Raw genomic sequence first — 20,442 nt, 5'->3', positions numbered from 1 at the left:
TCTTCGGTCTTGAATATTGGGAGGCCGGAGCATCTGGTGGGATGTCCGGCCTTTTTCTCATTGTGGTGATGGCAATACCGCAACGGCAGTGAATCAATGCGCTGTAAAGCCGCCGTCGACGGGCAGCGCGACGCCGATGATGAAGCACGCCGCTGGGCTGCATAGCCAGAGCACAGCAGCGGCGACCTCTTCGGCACGTCCGAGCCGGCCGATCGGCTGCTGTTTCATGATTTCATCCATCGCATCGGACTGCCCGTCCAGCATCTCCTGCACCATCGGTGTATCGATAACGCCAGGGCAGACTGCATTGATACGGATTCCGCGTGGCGCGTATTCGACGCCGGCACTTCGGGTCATTCCGATCACCGCATGCTTGGTCCCGTGATAGGCGGCGCGTCCGGGCAGGCCGACCAGGCCGCCGAGCGAAGAGCAGTTGACGATCGCCCCGGAGCCTTGCCGGCGCATAACGCGCAATTCGTGCTTCATGCACGCCCACACCCCCCGTTGATTGACGGTGGTGACCCGCTCGAAGCTGTCGAGCGGCTCATCGGCGGCATCGGACGGCGGCACTTGGATGCCGGCGTTATTGAAGGCCATATCGAGGCGGCCATATTCGGTGGCCGCGCGGTCGACCGTCGCTGCGACCTGCGTCTCATCGGCGACATCGCAAGCCATGCCGATCGCGATGCCGCCCTCAATCACGATTCGCCGCGCTTCGCGATCGGCGAGGTCGCCATCGAGATCGGCCAGCACCACCGATGCGCCATTCTCGGCAAAGGCGCGTGCAGCGGCGAGCCCCATGCCCTTGGCCGCACCCGTCACGAGTGCCACCTGACCTTTGAAGTCGTAGACCGGATTCATCGTTTCAGCTCTCCCTGTTCGCGTCGGCGACCTGCCGCTTCTTGCCGAACACCGGAAAGGCGTTGGCTGCGCCATAATCAAAGTTGTTCCTGGTGCCCTTAAGCGTCTTCATGTCCTCATCGGAAATCATGAAATCGACCGCAGCATTGTCGCGCATGTGTGCGGCGGTGACTGTCTTCGGCAGGGGAAGCAGACCAAGCTGGAGGCAGTAGCGGATGCAGAGCTGCGCAATACTGACGCCATATTTCCCAGCCAGCGCACCCAGGTCGGAATTGTTGAGCACCGCGCCGTGCGCCACCGGCGAGTACGCTTCGACCAGCATGCCCTTGGATTGCGAATATTCGATCAGATCGAACGGCGTGTTGCCGACATGGGCGAGGACCTGGTTGACCATCGGCGCGACGGCACCATTGTCGAACAGATTGTCCAAATCCGCTCGCTCGAAATTGGAGACGCCGATCGCGCGGAGCTTGCCCTCACGATAGGCCTCTTCGAGCGCCCGCCATGCTTCGAGATTGCCTTCGAAGAAATGCTCACCCTCCCGGAATTCCGCCCACGGCTGCGGACTGTGGATCAGCATCAGATCGATGTGGTCCAGTCCGAGCTCCTGCAGCGATCCGTCGATACGCTCCTTGGCATCGCCGTAGCGCTTGCACTCAGCGGCGAGTTTCGTGGTTACGAAGATTTGGTCGCGGGAAGCGCCGCTTTTGCGCAGACCTTCACCAACGCCGTGCTCGTTCCCATAAGCTTGAGCGGTATCGATATGGCTGTAGCCGAGCTCGATAGCGTCGCGCACGACGCGCATGGTTTCGGTATCAGGAATTCGCCAGGTGCCGAGACCCAGCTTTGGGATTGCCACGCCGTTGGCAAGCGTAAACGTCTCTTCCAGTATCATAGTGCTCACCTTTTCACCTCGGGATCAGGCTCCTTCACGAGCGTATCCGATCGGTCGCCTGTGGAGCGAACGAGACGCAGTAAATTTAGCGTGTCGGTTCGATCTGAATAAGCGCCCGCGCATGCAATGAACCGATGAACATCGCTCAACAATGTGATAGTCAGGGCCATGCAGCTGAACCGGACCGATCTAGCGGACTTTCTCTACTTCCTGGCAATCGCCAGACATCGCAGCTTTCGGCGCGCTGCGCTGGAAATGCGTGTCACGACTTCCGCCTTGAGCCACGCCATCACGGCGCTCGAAGCGCGACGCGGCGTCCGATTGTTGAACAGGAGCACGCGTAGCGTCACCCTGACGGCGGCCGGCGAACAACTCAAAGCCTCGATCGAAGGACCGCTGGCGGTCGTGAGCGAAGCAGCGGAAAACCTGAACAGATTCCGCGATTCGCCGGCCGGCCGGGTGAGAATTAATGTCCTCGAAGACGCGGTGCCGTTGGTGCTCGACCCGGTGATGCCGGCTTTCGTCGAACGTTATCCTGAGGTCGAGGTTGACATCAGCGTCAGCAACCGCCTGGTCGATGTGATAGATGGCGGCTTCGATGCTGGCATCCGTTACGGCGGCACGGTGCCTGAGGACATGATCGCCCAGCGTCTTTCGCCAGAGATTCGCTGGCTGGCAGCCGCGTCACCCCACTATCTCGAACGCTATGGAACGCCCCTTACGCCGTACGATCTGCTGGATCACCGTTGTGTTCGAATCCGATTGGGAAACGATCAGATCTACCAATGGGAGTTCGAGCAGGGCGAAAACACGGTTGCGATCGCTACACTCGGACCTCTGACCGTCGATGCAAGTCATGCCTCGATAGGCTTGGGGCTGAGTGGGGTCGGCATCATTTATGGCGCGGAACCGGTCCTTCGCCCGCACATCGAGACGGGCGCGCTGACGGTCGTGCTCAGCGATTGGGCTTCGATGGGCAGCGGGTTTCACGCATACTATTCCAGCCGCCGACAGGTCCCAACCGCGTTGCGCCTGCTCATCGACCTTATTCGAGAGATACGGCCGCTGGCTGGTTGAACAGACCGCTATAGTACCCGGACTGGGTCACGAAGCCAGCCGCTTGAATGCCGGACGCTTGCGACCTAAATTGGCTCCATGCTTGACCATTCGTCCCGGCCGTTATCGCCATCCACTATCCCAATGGATGCCCTGAGTGAAGTCCTGCAGGACTTTCGCTTGAGCGGAGTCAACTATGGCCGCTGCGAGCTCAGGCATCCATGGAGCATAGCCTTTCCGCAACAACAGCTGCTTCGTTTTCACTTCGTCAGCCAGGCTCCGTGCTGGATCCATACCGAAACCCACGGATGGCAGGAGTTGAACGATGGCGATCTGGTGCTGCTGCCGCAAGGCATCGCACATCGATTGGCCAGTGCGCCGGACGTTGAGGGCGACTCGCTTAAAAGCTGTCAGATTACAAGATTGGGCAGCAACGTCTGCGACGTCTTGCGAGAAGGAACGGGCGCCACCAGCACCCTTTTCTGCGGCTCCATGACTTTGGGCGCTCATGCGCTTAACCCCTTGATCGCCCTGATGCCGCCAATCATCAAGGGTTGCGATGTAGCCGGTAACGACCCGATCGTAGGGCCCCTGCTTGCCGCTATGTCAGCGGAGGCGACACAGCCCCAGATGGGAAGCGCGACGGTCTTATCGCGTATGGCGGACTTGCTCGCTGCGCGGCTTATCCGCTGCTGGGTCAACTGCAGCGGAGGCTCGACCACCGGCTGGCTCGCCGCCATCCGCGATCCCCATATCGGTCGTGTGTTGGCGGCCATGCACCGGGATCCGGGCCATAACTGGACTCTCGAAAGCCTCGCTGGTGTGGCCGGCCAGTCGCGCTCGATCTTCGCCGAGCGCTTCAGCGCTATCTTGGGAGAAGGCGCGGCACATTATCTCGCCCGTCTGCGTATGCAGCTTGCCCGCGATTTGTTGGCCCAAGGCGGCATGTCGGTTGCCGAGGTTGCTTCCCGGCTGGGCTACGAGTCCGAGGCGTCTTTCGCGCGGGCCTTCAAGCGCGTCACAAATGTCTCCCCGGGAATTGTGCGTCGCACAAGTTCCGGACGAATGGACATAGATTTCGGATTTTAAGACACATATCATCCTGAAAACTTCGTCTATGAAATGTCCGAACATAGGAGATTCTTCAATGACGGACACGACATCACAGTTCGACGAAGCCGCAATTGGCGTAGAGACGGCTGAACCATCCGCGTGGAGCGGGGCGACCTGGTTTGCCGTTGTTTCGATGGCGGCCACCAGCTTTGCACTGGTGTCTGCTGAGTTCCTGCCGGCGGGACTGTTGACGCCAATGGCGCGCGATCTCGGCATTTCCGAGGGAACGGCCGGACAGGTCGTTACCGCCACCGCTTCCGTCGGCGCCGTGACGGCCCTTTTGAGCAATGTTCTCATCGGCAGGCTGAACCGCAAGGCGGTGCTGGTCGGTCTCAGTGCGTTGGCGGTCGGCTCCAATATTCTTGCATCGTTAGCGACCGATTTTTGGCTGTTGCTGTTGGGCCGGGCCGGCTTGGGCATCGCGCTCAGCGGCTTTTGGGCGCTTTCAGTGGCCGTCGTGGCGAGGCTGGTCGGCGCCAATGCGACAGGTCGGGGCATGGCTATCGTCACCCTCGGCGTTTCGCTCGCCACGATCGCTGCCCCATCAATGGGTGCTTTGATCAGCGATTGGCTGGGATGGCGCAGCGCCATGGCGATGACAGCCGGGCTTGCCGCGCTTGCCATGCTGCTGCAGCTGCTCAGCCTGCCGACGCTACCTGCAAGCACAAGCAACAGTCTCGCGGATGTTTTCCGGCTGACGCGACGGCGCGGTGTTCAACTGGGAATGCTTGCTATCCTTTTGCTGATGACCGGGCATTTTGCCGGGTCGGTTTATGTGCGTCCCTTCCTCGAACAAGTGACGCTCCTTGAAACCAGATCGATCGCCCTGGCACTGCTCGGATTTGGCATCGCGTCCGTGATCGGCAATGTTGCCGGTGGCCGGATGGCCGACGCGAGCATCCGCATTGCGCTGGCTGTTACGGCTTTATTGATGGCGTTTGCCGCACTCGCTCTGGTGCTTTGGGGCGCTTATACCGCCGTCGCGTTCGCACTCGTCACGCTGTGGGGCTTTGCCTTCGGCATGGCGCCGGTAGTGCTGCCGACCAACCTTTCCCGCGCGGCCGCCGACGCTCTCGAGGCGGCGGGTAGCCTGATGGTCGTTTCTTTTCAGGTGGCCATCAGTATCGGCGCGGTTTTTGGCGGCTATATCGTCGACCACTACGGCGCTGTGGGACCATTGACTCTCACCGCTCTCCTGGCTGCATCAACGGTTGCCTTGGCGCTGCTGCAGCCCCGCAACTGATCGTTGCTTCCTGCTTGATGGGCCGAGTAACGCTCTACGGCGCTCTGGATATGAGGTCGTCGGCAATCGACGGCGACCTCGGTCAGTTGAGGTTCAGGCCATCCGGTTGTTCGACCTTGGCGCAGCCATCAGCCTATACACTCGCCTGCGCCTGCTGAACGACCTTGCGGTTTGTCATATATACGCCCGTCACCACGATCACCGTGCCCAGAATCAACGGCAGCGTCAGCCGCTCCCCGAACGCGATGAAGGCTTCGAGCGCGACGGCCGGCGGCATCAGGTAGATCAGCGAGGCGGCGCGCGAGACCTGCCCGCGGCGGATGAGGTAAAGCAGCAGCCCGACACCGCCCATCGACAGGCCGAAGACCGACCAGAGAAGCGCGCCATAGGCCTGCGCGGTGCCGTCGAAATGCTGGTGCTCGAAAATCAGCGACAGCGGCAGGGTGAGGATGAGAGCGCCGACATATTGCAGCGTCGCGATTGTCCTGAGGTCACCGGATTGCAGGTGTTTCTTCTGGTAAAGCGTGCCGTAGGTGACGGAGCCCATGGCGATGAGGTTGATCGCCAGCGGCAGGGCGGCATGGCTGAGATCGGCCGTCGCTGGATCGAAGAGCTTTGGCGAAATCGCGATGGCAATACCGATGAAGCCGAGAGCGAGGCCGAGCTGCTGGGTCTTCTGCAACCGCTCGCCGACGAGAAAGGGCGCCGCCATCGCCGTCAGCAGCGGCTGCAGCGCCGCGATGATGCCCGATATGCCGGCCGGCACGCCATTGGCAATCGCCCACCAGAGGCCGGCGAGATAGAAGCCATGCAGGAAAAAGCCCGAATAGACGGCACGGAGCCACGTCGCCCGGCTCTTCGGCCATTGCGCCCGCGCCACCAGGCAAAGCGCCAGGAAGGCGAGCGCCGACAGCGCATAGCGTATCGACAGAAAGGTGAAGGGCTCGGAATGCAGCGCCGCATATTTCGCCACCACCCAGCCCGTGGACCAGAGCAGGACGAAGAGAGCGGGGGCCAGGCGATCGAGGGACATGAGGCTGCTCGGCAAGAGGAGGTTTCGCCCCGCTGATATCCGCAGCCGGCGGTCACAGTCAAAGGCGAAGCGTTGATGCTTATTTGAAATTTGGCTGATGGTTGGAACAACCGACCGTCAGGAAGACGATAGTTTCAAACATAACGAACGAGCCTGTTGGAAGCTCGACAACATGCTACCGTAGCGAGGAATCGCCGGCGCACCGCCATACTCTACCTCATTCCTGTGCTCGTCACAGGAATCCAGTGCGCCCAAGTCCATGGGCGCGGGAGACTCCATTTCTCGGTAAAGTCATTCACCGCGCCGACGCGCGGTGGCTGGATTCCTGTGACGAGCACAGGAATGAGGGTGGAGAGGTCGAGAACCGACTCCCGCCCGCCGACCGAAAAACCATCACCTGCCCAGATTTTGCGCAATCGCTGCAGAACAACCCTCCACCGCCCCGCGCCGCGCCGCTCCAAACGCCCCGATCTCCCCCGTTTCCCGCACCGCAAAATCTTTTCCTCGAACTGCGCATGGTTCTTGCATTGCAATTTGCGTTGTATTCAAATGAACAAAAAAGGGGAGCCGCACCTTTGGCATTTGACGAAATGATTACCGGGGACGAGAGCCCCCGCCCGCCTTATGAAAAATATTTCGAGTGGTACAACAGCCAAGACCGGTCGCATCTGATTGCCAAGTCCCGCGACGCGGAAAATATCTTCCGGAAGACCGGCATCACCTTCGCCGTTTACGGCCATGCCGACAGCTCCGAAAAGCTCATCCCCTTCGACATCATTCCCCGCATCATCTCCGCCCGCGAATGGCGCAAGCTCGCCCAGGGCATCGAGCAGCGGGTGATCGCGCTCAACGCCTTTCTGGACGATATCTATCATAAGCAGGAGATCATCCGCGCCGGCCGCATCCCGCGCGAACTGATCGAAAACAACGTCGCCTTCCTGTCCGAGATGATCGGCTTCCGCCCGCCTGGCGGCGTCTACACCCATATCGTCGGCACCGACATCGTGCGAACAGGCGAAGACCAGTTCTACGTGCTGGAGGATAATGCCCGCACGCCTTCCGGTGTCAGCTACATGCTGGAAAACCGGGAAACCATGATGCAGATGTTCCCGGAGCTCTTCCATGAGAACAAGGTGCAACGCGTCGAGGATTACCCCTACCTCTTGCGCCAGAGCCTCGCTTCGCTCGCGCCTCCCGGCTGCACTGGCAAGCCGCGCGTCGCGGTGCTGACGCCTGGCATCTATAATTCGGCCTATTACGAACACTCCTTCCTCGCCGACATGATGGGCGTCGAACTGGTCGAGGGTTCGGATCTGCGCGTCATCGACGGCAAGGTGAAGATGCGCACGACCCGCGGCTACGAGGCGATCGACGTGCTCTACCGCCGCGTCGACGACGACTTCCTCGATCCGCTGACTTTCCGGGCCGATTCCGCCCTCGGCATTCCCGGCATCATGGATGTCTACCGCTCCGGCAACATCACCATCGCCAATGCGCCGGGCACCGGCATATCGGACGACAAGGCGATCTATTCCTACATGCCGGAGATCGTCGAATTCTATACCGGCCGCAAGGCGCTGCTCGAAAACGTCCCGACCTGGCGCTGCTCGGAAGCATCAAGCCTGAAATACGTGCTGGAGCACCTGGAAGAGCTAGTCGTCAAGGAAGTGCACGGCTCCGGCGGCTACGGCATGCTTGTGGGACCGACGGCATCGAAGAAGGAGCGCGCCGATTTCGCCGAGAAGCTGAAAGCCAAGCCGAACAACTACATCGCCCAGCCGACGCTGTCGCTCTCTACCGTGCCGATCCTCGTCAACAAGGGCATTGCGCCCCGCCATGTCGACCTTCGCCCCTATGTGCTCGTGTCGGACAAGGTTCAGATCATTCCGGGCGGTCTCACCCGCGTGGCCCTGAAACAGGGTTCGCTGGTGGTCAATTCCAGCCAGGGCGGCGGCACCAAAGACACCTGGGTATTGGAGGACTGATGCTCGGAAGAACTGCAAACGGCCTCTACTGGATGTTCCGCTACATCGAGCGCGCCGAAAATATCGCCCGCCTGGTCGATGCCGGATTGCGCATGTCGCTCACCCGCAGCAGCGCCGGCGACGACAACTGGGACGGGGTGCTGCAAAGTGCCGGCGTGCGCGAGGCCTATGACGAAGGCCACGCCAAACTGACCAATGCCGACGCCGTCGATTATCTCTTGCGCGATCGTTCCAATCCGTCGAGCGTCATGTCCTGCATCGATTTCGGCCGCAACAATGCCCGCATGGTGCGCACCGCGCTGACACGCGAAACCTGGGAAGCGACCAACGAATGCTGGATCGAGCTGAAGGCGCTGCTCGAAAAGCGCGTCAAGGCGGCCGACCTGCCTGAGGTGATCGACGTCATCAAGCGCCGTGCCGGCCTCATCCGCGGCGCCTTTCATGGCTCGACGCTGCGCAACGAGCTCTACAATTTCGCCCGCATCGGCACCTTCATCGAGCGGGCCGACAATACCAGCCGCATCCTCGACGTCAAATATTACGTGCTGCTGCCCTCGGTCTCGGCGGTCGGCTCCTCGCTCGACAATGTGCAGTGGGAATCGATCCTGCGCTCGGTCTCGGCGCACCGCGCCTATAGCTGGGCCTATGACGGCGAATACCGGGCGATGAACATTGCCGATTTCCTCACCCTCAATGTCCAGATGCCGCGCTCGCTGGCCTATTGCTACGAAAAGATCGTCAGCAATCTCGGCTATCTCGCCCAGGATTATGAGGCGCGGCTGCCCGCTCACGATACGGCCGATGCGATCCGCACCACGCTGCAGACCAGAGCGATCCGCGACATCATGGATCAGGGCCTGCATGAATTCCTCGAGGATTTCGTCTCGCGCAACAACCAGCTCGGCGCCGAGATTTCCGACGGCTACCGGTTCTACGTTTAAGCGGATCAGAAAATGAGACTGAAGATCAGCCACCTCAGCGAATACCGCTACGACGACCCGGCGCAGTTCTCGCTGCAGCGCCTCAGACTGACACCGCCGACATCAGCCGCCCAGAAGGTGCTCGCCTGGTCGCTGAACGTCGAGGGCGCTACGCCCGAGGTGGAATATGACGACCAGTATGGCAACCACGTCAACTTGGTCTCGCTGGAAGGCGCGCAGCACGTGACGCGGATCTTGGCCGAAGGCGAGATCGAGACGGCGGACAATAACGGCGTCACCGGCCCGCATACCGGTTTCTGCCCGCTCTGGCTCTTCCTGCGCGAGACGCCGCTGACTAAAAGCGGCAAGCTGATCAAGGAACTGGTCAAAAGCGTCAGCGGCGACAACGAGCTCGCCCGTATGCACGCGCTGATGGCGGCAATCCACGAAACCGTCGACTACCGACCCGGCACCAGCGACACCGCGACGACGGCGGAACAGGCGCTGGAGAAGAAAAGCGGCGTCTGCCAGGACCACGCGCACATCTTCGTTGCCGCCGCCCGCGCCCTGCAGGTGCCGGCGCGTTATGTCTCTGGCTATCTGATGATGGAAGAAAAGGTCGAACAGGCGGCGACCCATGCCTGGGCCGAAGCCCATATTCCCGGCCTCGGCTGGGTCGGCTTCGACCCGGCCAACGAAATCTGCCCGGATGAACGCTATGTCCGCATCGCCTCCGGCCTCTGCTACCGCGACGCTGCCCCGATCTCGGGCATGCGCATCGGCACGCCGGGTGAGACGCTGTCGGTGACCGTGAAGGTCGAGGACGGCGGGCAGATGCAAAGTCAGAGCCAGAGCTGAGCGAGGGCGGGAAGCCGCGTCTATCCAGCCGCAACGACCTGGAGGTGACCGCGCGCTCCATAGCTGAGGATTGCCTGATCCGCCGTCAGCAACGGTACGCGATGAAAACGGGCTGTGGCGGCGATGATGCGGTCCGCGGGGTCGGCATGAAACTCGCCGGGCAGCCGAACGCTGTCTATCGCGATGGAAGGCTCGATCGGTGCAAGCTGAAGCCCGGGCAGCGACAGAGCGCTATCGATCCATCGCCCGACATCGTCGCCGAGCGCCAGGCGCCCCTTCTGCACGAGCATGGCGATTTCCCAAGGTGTGATCGCCGAAATCAGGATACGGCTTTTCTCCGTCATCTCGTCGATGATGCGCCGGGCCTGTGAACCGAGGCGCGCATCGTCCTGCACCGCCCAGACGAGGATATGCGTGTCGATGACGATCAACGGAGGGCGTCCCAATCCTCCGGCTCGACGGCCGGAGACAGAGGATCGTCATAGCGCAATACGCTGCCCTTCATCGCGCCGATGATGCTCTTGCGTTCGCCTGTGTCGCGCGCCGGGGAAAGCACGGCAACCGGCTTGCCGCGCTTGGTGATGACGATGGATTCATCGTCGCTGCGCATCTGATCGATCAGATTCAGGCATTTCGCCTTGAATTCCGCAGCACCGACCACCTTTGACATGACCATCTCTCCTGTACACTTGTACAGAATATAGCGTCATTTTCTCGTTGAACAAGTACAACAAAAAACGGGGCTCTCGCCCCGCCTTTCAACTATTCCAATCTCGAATGCTTCCGCTCAGTGGCTGTCCTTGCCGACCGCATTTCCGCGACATCCCTTGAGGAAGTCGAGATCGGCGCCGGTATCGGCTCCTTCGACATGCTGCTGATGCAGGAAGGCGTAGCCCGAGGTCGGCAAATCGTGGTTCGGCCGCCATTCGGCGAGACGGCGCGCCAATTCCTCGTCTGAGATGTCGAGATGCAGGCGGCGGTTCGGCACGTCGAGCTCGATCATGTCGCCGTTCTTGACGACCGCCAGCGGTCCGCCGACGGCGGCTTCCGGCGAGGTGTGCAGCACGACGGTGCCGTAGGCCGTTCCGGACATGCGGGCGTCTGATATCCGCACCATGTCGAGGATGCCCTTCTTCAGCACCTTGGGCGGCAGGCCCATATTGCCGACCTCGGCCATGCCGGGATAACCCTTCGGACCGCAGTTTTTCATCACCATGACGCAATTCTCGTCGATGTCGAGATTGTCGTCGTTGATCTTGGCCTTGTAGTCGTCGATGTCCTCGAACACGACGGCCCTGCCCCGATGCACCAGGAGATGCGGCGATGCAGCCGAAGGTTTCAACACCGCGCCCTTCGGCGCGAGATTGCCGCGCAGCACGACGATGCCGCCCGAAGAGGTCAGCGCCTTTTCAGCAGGCAGGATGACGTCCTCGTTCCAGTTGACGACGTCCTTGACCTCGTCCCAGACGGTTTCGCCGGACACAGTCAGCGCGTCCTTATGCAGGAGGCCCGCCTCGCCGAGGCGCTTCAGCACGACCGGTAGGCCGCCGGCGTAGAAGAACTCTTCCATCAGGTACTTGCCCGACGGCATCAGGTTGACGATCGTCGGAACGTCACGGCCACAGCGGTCCCAATCGTCGAGCGTCAGGTCGATGCCGACGCGGCCGGCGATCGCGAGCAGATGGATGACGGCATTGGTCGATCCGCCGATCGCCGCGTTGGTGCGGATGGCGTTCTCGAAGGCCTGCTTCGTCATGATCTCCGACGGCTTCAGATCATCCTTGACCATCTGCACGATACGGCGGCCGGTCAGCTGCGCCATGACCTTGCGGCGGGAATCGACGCCGGGGATCGCGGCATTGCCTGACAGCGCCATGCCGAGCGCTTCGGCCATCGACGCCATCGTCGAAGCGGTGCCCATGGTATTGCAGGTGCCGGACGAACGGCTCATCGAAGCTTCCGCCTCGAGGAATTCGGCCTGCGTCATCTCGCCGGCCTTCACCATTTCGGAGAATTTCCACAGATGCGTGCCGGAGCCGACACGCTCGCCGCGGAAATAGCCGTTCAGCATCGGTCCGCCAGTGACGACGATCGACGGCAGGTCGCAGGAGGCGGCGCCCATCAGCAGCGACGGCGTGGTCTTGTCGCAGCCGACGAGCAGCACGCAGCCATCCATCGGCTGGCCGCGGATCGCTTCCTCCACCGCGAGAGCGGCAAGGTTGCGGTACATCATCGCGGTTGGGCGGAAGGTGTTTTCCGATGCCGAGAACACCGGCACTTCGAGCGGGAAGCCGCCGGCCTCCCACACACCCGCCTTCACCTTCTCGGCGAGCTCTCTCAGATGGCCGTTGCAGGGGGTCATATCCGACCAGGTGTTGAGGATACCGATGACCGGCCGTCCGTCGAACAGGTCGTGCGGATAACCCTGGTTTTTAAGCCAGCCGCGATGATAAATCACGTCGCGGCTCGTGCCGCCGTACCATTCTTGCGACCTCAGCCTGCGCGGCCATTCCGCTTTCTTCTTCATAATCTCCGTCCTTCAGGTGATTGCCGGGCCGCCTCGTACGGCCCGGGTCATCGGATATGTCTCAAGCCAGCGTGTAGGCCGTCTTGACCACAGTAAAGAATTCGCTCGCATACTTGCCCTGCTCACGCGGGCCATAGGACGAGCCCTTGCGGCCGCCGAACGGAACGTGGAAATCGACGCCTGCCGTCGGCAGGTTGACCATCACCATGCCAGCTTCCGAATTGCGCTTGAAATGCGTCGCATGTTTCAGGCTGGTCGTGGCAATGCCGGCCGAGAGCCCGAACGGCGTGTCGTTGGCGAGGGCAAGCGCCTCGTCGTAATCCTTCGCGCGGATCACCGAGACCACGGGTCCGAAGATTTCCTCGCGCGAAATGCGCATCTGGTTGGTCGCTTCGGTAAACAGCGTCGGCTGCAGATAGAAGCCGGGCGTTTCGCGAGAAATGACCTCGCCGCCGAAGGCGAGCTTGGCGCCTTCCTTTTTGCCGATCTCGATATAGTCGGTATCGGTCTTGAGCTGCCGTTCGTCGACGACGGGACCTATATGGGTTCCGGCTTTCAGCGCATTGTCGACAACGAGCGTCTTCAGCTTGTCGGTGAGCGCCGCGACGAACTTGTCGTGGATGCCTTCGGTGACGATCAGGCGTGACGAGGCCGTGCAGCGCTGACCGGTGGAGAAGAAGCCGGAATTGGCGGCGGCCTCGACGGCAACGTTGAGGTCGGCATCGTCGAGCACGACCATCGGGTTCTTGCCGCCCATCTCCAACTGGAACTTGCGGTTATGCTCGATCGAGGCGGCGGCCACGCGCCGGCCGGTGCCGGTGGAACCGGTAAAAGTAATGCCGTGAACGTCGGGGCTTTCGAGCATGGCCTGGCCGACAACCGAGCCCTTGCCCATGACGAGATTCAGCACGCCCTTCGGCAATCCTGCCCTATTGAGGATATCGACGATCGCCCAGGAGCAGGCCGGCACCAGCTCGGCCGGCTTGAAGACGATCGTGTTGCCATAGCAGAGCGCCGGCGCGATCTTCCAAGCGGGAATGGCGATCGGGAAGTTCCACGGCGTGATGATGCCGATGACGCCGAGCGCTTCGCGGGTGATCTCGACGCCGATATTCGGGCGAACCGACGGGATGACCTCGCCGGCGAGCCGCAGGGCTTCGCCTGCAAAGAATTCGAAGATCTGCGAGGCTCGGATGACTTCGCCGGTCGCCTCAGGCAGCGTCTTGCCCTCTTCGCGGGCGAGCAGCGCGCCGAGCTCGTCCTTGCGCGCCATGATCTCGTCGCCGGTCTTCTTCAGGATGACGTGGCGCTCCCAGATGCCCGAGCGCGACCACGCCGGAAAGGCGGCCTTGGCGGCGGCGATGGCATTTCTCGTGTCTTCGGCGCTGCCGTCGGCATAGAGGCCGACGACCTCGTTCGTATCCGACGGGTTGATGTTCTTCGTCGCGTTCGTGCCGACCCATTCGCCGGCGATCAGGTTTTGATAAATGGTCATGGGCTGAACAAGCCTCCTTTACCGTTTACATCACGGCCCGGCCACGGAAGCAGCCAGGCCTCGAAAATCAGAGCTGCTTGACGGCGATCTCTTCTTCGGCCGCCACCTTCAGCGGATTGCGCAGCGGCAGGCCGAATTCGGCGACTTCGATCTCGAAGACGTCGCCCTCTTCCGTCTTGATGCCATCGGCAAAGGACAGCGTCGCCGTGCCGAACATATGGACATGGACGTCACCCGGAACACGGAAGAGGCCGTATTTGAAATGGTGATATTCGAGGTTCGCGAAGGTGTGCGACATGTTCGCCTCACCCGACAGGAAGGGCTTTTCGAAGATCACCTTGTCGCCGCGCTTGATGCGCGAGGTGCCGCGGATATCGTCGGGTGCGGCGCCGATGCGGATTTCCGGACCATAGGCGGCCGGGCGCAGTTTCGAGTGGGCCAGATAGAGATAGTTGATCCGTTCGGTGACGTGGTCCGAAAACTCGTTCGACAGGGCGAAGCCGATGCGGAACGGCGAGCCGTCCTTGGCGATGACATAAATGCCCGCCATCTCAGGCTCTTCGCCGCCGTCGAGCGCGAAGGAGGGCGAGACGAGCGGAGCGCCGGGGGCAGCCGTGCCATAGCCGTTGCCCTTGTAGAACCATTCGGGCTGCACGCCTTTTTCGCCGGATTTCGGCTTGCCGTTCTCCAGGCCCATCTTGAACATCTTCATCGAGTCGGTCAGCGTTTCCTCGGCCGCCTCGCTGGTCTTCTTGTGCATGCTATCACGGGTGGCGGCGGAGCCGAGATGGGTGAGACCGGTGCCGGTCAGATGCAGGTGCGCGGCATCGGGATGAGTGATCGGCGGCAGGAAACGGCCTTCCGCATAAGCCTTCTTAAGGTCGACGGCCTCGCCGTAACCATGGGCCTCGATAACGGCGGCAAGCGACTTGCCGCCGTCGGCGGCTTCCATCGCCAGCGCATAGACGCTGCCGGCGTTGTTGACCGACCTGGCCGCGCCGCCCTGCTCGCGCACGGCGACGACGATCTCTCCGTTGGCACCCTTGATCTGGGAAATAAGCACGACTTCGATCCTTCTCGTTCCGGCGAAGACAGAAAAAGCTCCGCCTGTCCGGCTCCCACGGGAGCCGGAATCCAACTTTCATATGACTGCGAATGCCGGGGCTGCGCTTAGGCGCTCAGCCCTTGTTCTTGTTGTAGACGTCGAAGAACACAGCGGCGAGAAGCACCGCACCCTTGACCATCTGCTGCGAGTCGGTGCCGAGGCCGTGGATCGACATGCCGTTGTTCATGATGCCCATGATAAGCGCGCCGATCACCGCACCCGTCACCTTGCCGACGCCGCCCTGAGCCGATGCGCCGCCGATGAAGCAGGCGGCGATCACGTCGAGCTCGAGACCGAAACCACCCTTGGCCGTCGCCGAGTTGAGGCGCAGCGCCACGATGAGACCGGCGAGACCGGCAAGCAGACCCATATTGGCAAAGGTCAGGAAGGTCAGCCGCTCGGTGTTGATACCGGACAGCTTGGTCGCCTTCTCGTTGCCGCCCATGGCGTAGATCCGCCGACCGATCGTCGTGCGACGGGTAATGAAGGCATAGGCAGCGACGAGGACGAGCATGACGACAAGCACGTTCGGGAAGCCGCGATAGATCGACAGCTGATAGCCGAGCCCCAGGATGGCGAGCGAGACAATGATGTTCTGGGCAAGGAAGAAGCCCATCGGCTCGACGTCATTGCCATGCTTCTCGTTCGACAGGCGCTTGCGCCACGCCAGATAGAAGAGGGTTACGGCGCCGACGACGGTCAGGATGATCGAGGTCGAGTTGATGCCGCCCATATCGAAGAGGTTCGGCAGGAAGCCGATGCTGATCAGCTGGAACTCCGGCGGGAAAGGACCGATGCTGGTGCCGGTGCCCGATGCCGTCATCACGAACAGCGTCAGGCCGCGGAAGACCAGCATGCCGGCGAGCGTGACGATGAAGGAGGGAATTTTGTGATAGGCGACGAAATAGCCCTGAACGCCGCCAACGACCGCGCCGAGAGCAAGACACACGACACCCGCCAGGACATAGTTGGTGTGCCACTGCACCGTCATCACACCGGCGATTGCGCCGATGAAGCCGACGACCGAGCCGACGGAAAGATCGATATGGCCGGCGACGATGACCAGCAGCATGCCGAGCGCCATGATGACGATGAAGGAGTTCTGCAGAATGATGTTAGTCAGGTTGAGCGGCCTGAAGAGAACGCCACCGGTCGAGAACTGGAAGAACACCATGATCGCGATGAGTGCGATGAACATGCCGTATTCGCGGATGTTGCCGCGAACATAGTCTCCGATGGAGACGACACGCCCCTGCTCAGCGATGGGTTGGTTGATCGGCGTCATTGTTTCTTCTCCCCTGAGCGCATGATAGCGCGCATGATGGTTTCCTGGCTTGCTTCTCCCTTCGGCAGTTCCGCGACGATGCGTCCTTCGTTCATCACGTAGATGCGGTCACACGTACCAAGCAGTTCGGGCATTTCCGACGAGATCATCAGAACGCCCTTTCCGTCGGCGGCAAGCTGGTTGATGATAGTATAGATTTCGTATTTTGCGCCAACATCGATGCCGCGCGTCGGCTCGTCGAGGATCAAAATATCGGGATTGGAAAACAGCCATTTGGACAGCACCACCTTCTGCTGGTTGCCGCCGGATAGATTGACCGCTTCCTGGAAGATGCTGGAGGAACGGATGCGCAGCTTCGACCGATAGTCGGTCGCAACGCGCGATTCCTTGACGCTGTCGATGACGGAGGCATTCGACACCGCCTTCAGATTGACCAGTGTCGTATTGTGCAGGATCGTGTCGTTGAGCACCAGGCCGAGCTGCTTGCGGTCTTCGGTGACATAAGCGAGACCGGCATCGATCGCCTTGCGCACGGTGCTGACGTCGACCGGTTTGCCATGCATCAGCGCTTCGCCCGAGACCTTGTGGCCATAGGCCTTGCCGAACAGACTCATGGCGAATTCGGTTCGCCCTGCCCCCATCAGACCGGCGATACCGACGACTTCGCCCTTGCGGACGGTGACGTTGATATTGTGCAGGACCTGGCGGTCGCGATGCTGCTGATGATAGGCGTTCCAGTTCTTCACTTCGAGAATGGTTTCGCCGATCGGCACCGAACGCGGGGGATAGCGGTCCTCGAGATCGCGGCCGACCATGTTGCGGATGATGATATCTTCGCTGATCTCGTCGGCGTGACAGTCGAGCGTCTTGACGGTCATGCCGTCGCGCAGGACGGTGATCTGGTCGGCGACCTTGCGGATCTCGTTCAGCTTATGGGAAATGATGATGGAGGTGATGCCCTGCTTGCGGAACTCCATCAGCAGCGTGAGCAGCGCATCGGAATCGCGTTCGTTGAGCGACGCCGTGGGCTCATCGAGGATGAGCAGCTTGACGCTCTTCGACAATGCCTTGGCGATCTCGACGAGCTGCTGCTTGCCGACGCCGATGTCGGTCACCAGCGTGTTCGGAGATTCGGACAGGCCGACTTTCTTGAGCAGCTGCTTCGTGCGGTTGAAGGTCTCGTCCCAGCTGATGACGCCGCTCTTGGCATTCTCGTTGCCGAGGAAGATGTTTTCGCCGATCGACAGCAACGGCACGAGCGCCAGTTCCTGGTGAATGATGACGATGCCGATTTCCTCGGAGTCCTTCAGGACCTTGAAGTTGCGTGTCTCGCCTTCATAGACGATGTCGCCTTCATAACTTCCGGTGGGATAAACGCCCGATAGGACTTTCATCAAGGTCGATTTGCCGGCCCCGTTTTCGCCGACCAATGCGTGAATTTCACCCTTGCGAACCTTGAGGTTCACGTTCTCCAGCGCCTTGACGCCCGGGAACGTCTTGGTGATGCTCCGCATTTCGAGGATGGTGTTGTCCATAGTCAAAGTTCCAGCGCCTTGAGCCGCCAAGCGGCCTGGCGATCATAAAATCGAAGACCGGAACCCGCAAGCGCGGGCTCCGGCCTCCTGCTTAACGTCTTACTTCAGCTTGTCTTCAGAGTAGTAACCGCTGTCGACGAGGATCTGCTTGTAGTTGGTCTTGTCGACGGCAACCGGCTTCAGCAGGTAGGACGGAACGACCTTGACGCCGTTGTCGTAGGTCTTGGTGTCGTTGACCTCAGGCTCCTTGCCGGACATGACGGCATCGACCATGGCAACCGTGACCTTGGCGAGTTCGCGGGTGTCCTTGAAGATCGTCGAGTGCTGTTCGCCAGCGATGATCGACTTGACCGACGGGATTTCAGCGTCCTGACCGGTGACGATCGGCAGCGGCTGAGCAGCCGTACCGTAACCGACGCCCTTCAGCGAGGAGATGATGCCGATCGAGAGACCGTCATAGGGAGACAGAACGGCGTCGACCTTGGCGTCGGTGTAGTTTGCCGAGAGCAGGTTGTCCATGCGGGCCTGGGCCGTTGCCGGATCCCAACGCAGCGTGCCGACCTTGTCCATGCCGGTCTGGCCGGACTTCACGACGAGCTTGCCCGAGTCGATGTAGGGCTGCAGGACGGACATTGCGCCATCATAGAAGAAGAAGGCGTTGTTATCGTCCGGCGAACCGCCGAAGAGTTCGATGTTGAACGGGCCCTTGCCATCCTTGAGGCCGAGGCCGTCAACGATGGAGTTTGCCTGCAGAACGCCGACCTGGAAGTTGTCGAAGGTGGCGTAGTAGTCGACGTTGCCCGAATCGCGGATCAGACGGTCATAAGCGATGACCTTGATGCCGGCGTCGTGGGCCTTCTGCAGAACGTCGGACAGGGTCGTGCCGTCGATCGAAGCGATGACGAGAACCTTGGCACCCTTGGTGACCATGTTTTCGATCTGCGAAAGCTGGTTCGGAATGTCGTCGTCGCCATACTGCAGGTCAGTGCCGTAACCGGCAGCCTGGAGCTGCTTGACGATGTTGTTGCCGTCGTCGATCCAGCGGGCCGAAGCCTTGGTCGGCATTGCAATGCCGACGGTGCCCTTGTCGGCGGCCATTGCCGGCGCAACGAACGAAGCGACGCCGAAGGCAGCCGCAGCCATCAATGAGATAATGGATTTCATTTCTCTCTCCCTTGTTAATAGAGCAGCGGACGAAAAATCGCCCGCCCCGAAACTGTGGCAGGTTCCGTATTGGATAGTTACTTCAGATGGTGAGAAACGAAGTAGGTCTCCTCCACGATCTCACACGTGTTGAGTGCCAACCAGCACACGGCGGCAAACTGGTATGGATTCCTATAACTGTCAAATAGAATAAGTGGTAATGTGCATAACAATTTTGGTATATCGTTAAAAAGTATTACTTTTGATGGAGCGCAGTGGGGAGGCTGCAACCATGACGATCGTTTCAGAGCCCATTTCGATGGATCACGTCGATATCCACAGCGATAATTTCGGCGACGACAGCTTTCTCCGTTCGGGACTTAAGCTGAATCACCTGCGCATCATCGTCGCAATCGAAGATAGTGGACAGATTTCCGCAGCTGCAGAAGTTCTCAACATCTCGCAGCCCGCCGCATCGCGCATGCTGTCGGAAATGGAGGCGATCACCAAGACGTCGCTCTACGAACGCGTCGCCCGCGGTGTGGTGCTGACGACCTTTGGCGCGGCTCTTGCCAGACGCGCCCGCAAGATCCTGCTGGAGCTGCGCGAGGCGAGCCGCGAGATCGGCGAATTGAAGAGCGGCAAGGGCGGCTCGGTGTTCATCGGCGCAGTGACGGCGCCGGCCATGAGCCTCGTCGTGCCGGCAATCAACAGGGTGCGCAAGGCCTATCCCGGCATCGAGATCAACATCCAGGTGGAGACGAGCAACGTGCTCGCCCGCGAGCTGCTTGCCGCCCGTCACGACTTCATCATCGGCCGCATTCCCGACGACCTCAACCCGCGCCTGTTCGAGGTGAAGGAGATCGGCATCGAACGGGCCTGCCTGATCGTGCGCAACCGCCATCCGCTCCTCAAAAGAAAGAAGACGAGCAGTCTTTCCGACGTCAGGGATTACGACTGGGTGTTCCAGCCGCCGGGCACGCTGCTGCGCCGCACGATCGAAGATATCTTCCTGTCGCGCGGCGTGGCGCTGCCGGAGAACATCGTCAACACCTCCTCTCTGCTGCTCACCTGCGCCATCGTCTGCGAAACCGATGCGATCGCCCCCGTCGCCGTCGACGTCGCCCATTTCCTCGCAAGCCAAGGCGCCAAGGCGTCCGACGTGCGCATGCTGCCGATCGATTTCGACATCAACGTCAAGCCCTACAGCCTGATCACGGCGAGAGAACGGGCGCTGCCGCCGAGCGCCAAGCTGCTCTACGACATCATCCTCGAGGAGAGCCGCAAGCAGGGCGGCTAGAGCGCGACGCGGCGACATCATGCTCCATCGATTTAACCGGCAAGCTCTGCGCCATCTTGCCCAGATCTAATGTCTTCGAGAGGAAGGC

At 60.9% G+C, this 20,442-nt stretch carries 18 protein-coding genes; 7 read left to right on the top strand and 11 right to left on the bottom strand.

The annotated features are described in order from the left end of the window. Window positions 1-93 precede the first annotated feature (93 nt). Both QWJ46_RS01820 and QWJ46_RS01815 read right to left on the bottom strand, forming a co-directional pair. On the bottom strand, window positions 94-861 hold the full coding sequence (locus QWJ46_RS01820; RefSeq protein WP_302748779.1) for a glucose 1-dehydrogenase: 768 nt from the start codon (window positions 859-861) through the stop codon (window positions 94-96). A gap of 4 nt (window positions 862-865) precedes the next feature. After that, complete coding sequence (locus QWJ46_RS01815; protein ID WP_302748901.1) at window positions 866-1,756, bottom strand: aldo/keto reductase; 891 nt, start codon at window positions 1,754-1,756, stop codon at window positions 866-868. A 168-nt stretch (window positions 1,757-1,924) separates the two neighbouring features. On the opposite strand from QWJ46_RS01815, the gene QWJ46_RS01810 reads away from it, so the two are divergent. From QWJ46_RS01810 to QWJ46_RS01800, 3 genes are all read left to right on the top strand, one after another. Continuing rightward, entirely contained in the window at window positions 1,925-2,833 is a 909-nt protein-coding gene (locus tag QWJ46_RS01810; RefSeq protein ID WP_302748778.1) for a LysR substrate-binding domain-containing protein, read from the top strand. A 78-nt stretch (window positions 2,834-2,911) separates the two neighbouring features. Then, the gene (locus tag QWJ46_RS01805; RefSeq protein ID WP_302748777.1) at window positions 2,912-3,901 is read left to right on the top strand and encodes an AraC family transcriptional regulator; all 990 of its coding nucleotides are present in this window, start codon (window positions 2,912-2,914) and stop codon (window positions 3,899-3,901) included. A 58-nt stretch (window positions 3,902-3,959) separates the two neighbouring features. Beyond that, complete coding sequence (locus QWJ46_RS01800) at window positions 3,960-5,168, top strand: MFS transporter (protein WP_302748776.1); 1,209 nt, start codon at window positions 3,960-3,962, stop codon at window positions 5,166-5,168. 133 nt (window positions 5,169-5,301) lie between these two features. Here the strand turns inward: QWJ46_RS01800 and QWJ46_RS01795 are convergent, their stop codons facing one another. After that, window positions 5,302-6,201, bottom strand: a complete 900-nt coding sequence (locus QWJ46_RS01795) for a DMT family transporter (RefSeq protein WP_302748775.1) — start codon at window positions 6,199-6,201, stop codon at window positions 5,302-5,304. A gap of 575 nt (window positions 6,202-6,776) precedes the next feature. Between QWJ46_RS01795 and QWJ46_RS01790 the strand changes: the two genes are divergently transcribed. The 3 genes from QWJ46_RS01790 to QWJ46_RS01780 are packed head-to-tail and all read left to right on the top strand — an operon-like array spanning window position 6,777 to window position 9,964. Next, window positions 6,777-8,186: a circularly permuted type 2 ATP-grasp protein gene (locus QWJ46_RS01790; RefSeq protein WP_041678724.1), complete on the top strand. Its 1,410-nt coding sequence runs from the start codon at window positions 6,777-6,779 to the stop codon at window positions 8,184-8,186. Continuing rightward, the gene (locus QWJ46_RS01785) at window positions 8,186-9,127 is read left to right on the top strand and encodes an alpha-E domain-containing protein (protein ID WP_302748774.1); all 942 of its coding nucleotides are present in this window, start codon (window positions 8,186-8,188) and stop codon (window positions 9,125-9,127) included. The genes QWJ46_RS01790 and QWJ46_RS01785 overlap by 1 nt, the downstream gene beginning before the upstream one ends. A gap of 12 nt (window positions 9,128-9,139) precedes the next feature. Beyond that, window positions 9,140-9,964 (top strand): transglutaminase family protein, encoded by an 825-nt coding sequence (locus QWJ46_RS01780; RefSeq protein WP_302748773.1) that lies wholly within the window; start codon window positions 9,140-9,142, stop codon window positions 9,962-9,964. Window positions 9,965-9,984: 20 nt separating this feature from the next. On the opposite strand, the gene QWJ46_RS01775 is transcribed toward QWJ46_RS01780, so the two are convergent. From QWJ46_RS01775 to chvE, 8 genes are all read right to left on the bottom strand, one after another. Continuing rightward, entirely contained in the window at window positions 9,985-10,395 is a 411-nt protein-coding gene (locus QWJ46_RS01775; RefSeq protein ID WP_302748772.1) for a type II toxin-antitoxin system VapC family toxin, read from the bottom strand. Next, a complete protein-coding gene (locus QWJ46_RS01770; protein ID WP_302748771.1) occupies window positions 10,392-10,634 on the bottom strand; it encodes a type II toxin-antitoxin system Phd/YefM family antitoxin in 243 nt (80 codons plus the stop codon). The genes QWJ46_RS01775 and QWJ46_RS01770 overlap by 4 nt, the downstream gene beginning before the upstream one ends. A gap of 117 nt (window positions 10,635-10,751) precedes the next feature. After that, window positions 10,752-12,491 carry an L-arabinonate dehydratase gene (gene araD, locus QWJ46_RS01765; RefSeq protein ID WP_302748770.1) on the bottom strand — a complete coding sequence of 580 codons (1,740 nt, stop codon included), beginning with the start codon at window positions 12,489-12,491 and terminating at the stop codon, window positions 10,752-10,754. Between the two features lie 61 nt (window positions 12,492-12,552). After that, on the bottom strand, window positions 12,553-13,986 hold the full coding sequence (locus tag QWJ46_RS01760; RefSeq protein WP_302748769.1) for an aldehyde dehydrogenase family protein: 1,434 nt from the start codon (window positions 13,984-13,986) through the stop codon (window positions 12,553-12,555). Window positions 13,987-14,053: 67 nt separating this feature from the next. Further along, window positions 14,054-15,049: an AraD1 family protein gene (araD1, locus tag QWJ46_RS01755; RefSeq protein ID WP_302748768.1), complete on the bottom strand. Its 996-nt coding sequence runs from the start codon at window positions 15,047-15,049 to the stop codon at window positions 14,054-14,056. A gap of 115 nt (window positions 15,050-15,164) precedes the next feature. After that, entirely contained in the window at window positions 15,165-16,376 is a 1,212-nt protein-coding gene (gene mmsB / locus QWJ46_RS01750) for a multiple monosaccharide ABC transporter permease (RefSeq protein WP_302748767.1), read from the bottom strand. Next, complete coding sequence (gene mmsA / locus QWJ46_RS01745) at window positions 16,373-17,911, bottom strand: multiple monosaccharide ABC transporter ATP-binding protein (RefSeq protein WP_302748766.1); 1,539 nt, start codon at window positions 17,909-17,911, stop codon at window positions 16,373-16,375. Before mmsA ends, mmsB begins: the two co-directional genes overlap by 4 nt. Before the next feature lie 99 nt (window positions 17,912-18,010). Continuing rightward, window positions 18,011-19,075 (bottom strand): multiple monosaccharide ABC transporter substrate-binding protein, encoded by a 1,065-nt coding sequence (chvE, locus tag QWJ46_RS01740; RefSeq protein WP_184453931.1) that lies wholly within the window; start codon window positions 19,073-19,075, stop codon window positions 18,011-18,013. 271 nt (window positions 19,076-19,346) lie between these two features. Here chvE and QWJ46_RS01735 point away from each other — a divergent pair, with 271 nt between their 5' ends. Continuing rightward, window positions 19,347-20,354, top strand: coding sequence for a LysR family transcriptional regulator (locus QWJ46_RS01735; RefSeq protein WP_184453929.1), 1,008 nt, complete (start codon window positions 19,347-19,349; stop codon window positions 20,352-20,354). The last annotated feature ends 88 nt before the right edge of the window (window positions 20,355-20,442 follow it).

The sequence above is a fragment of the Rhizobium sp. CBN3 genome (assembly GCF_030518245.1).
Taxonomy (GTDB): Bacteria; Pseudomonadota; Alphaproteobacteria; order Rhizobiales; family Rhizobiaceae; genus Rhizobium; species Rhizobium aethiopicum_A.
Note: the sequence above shows the minus strand (reverse complement) of the source record. Positions and strands in the feature narration are given on the sequence as shown.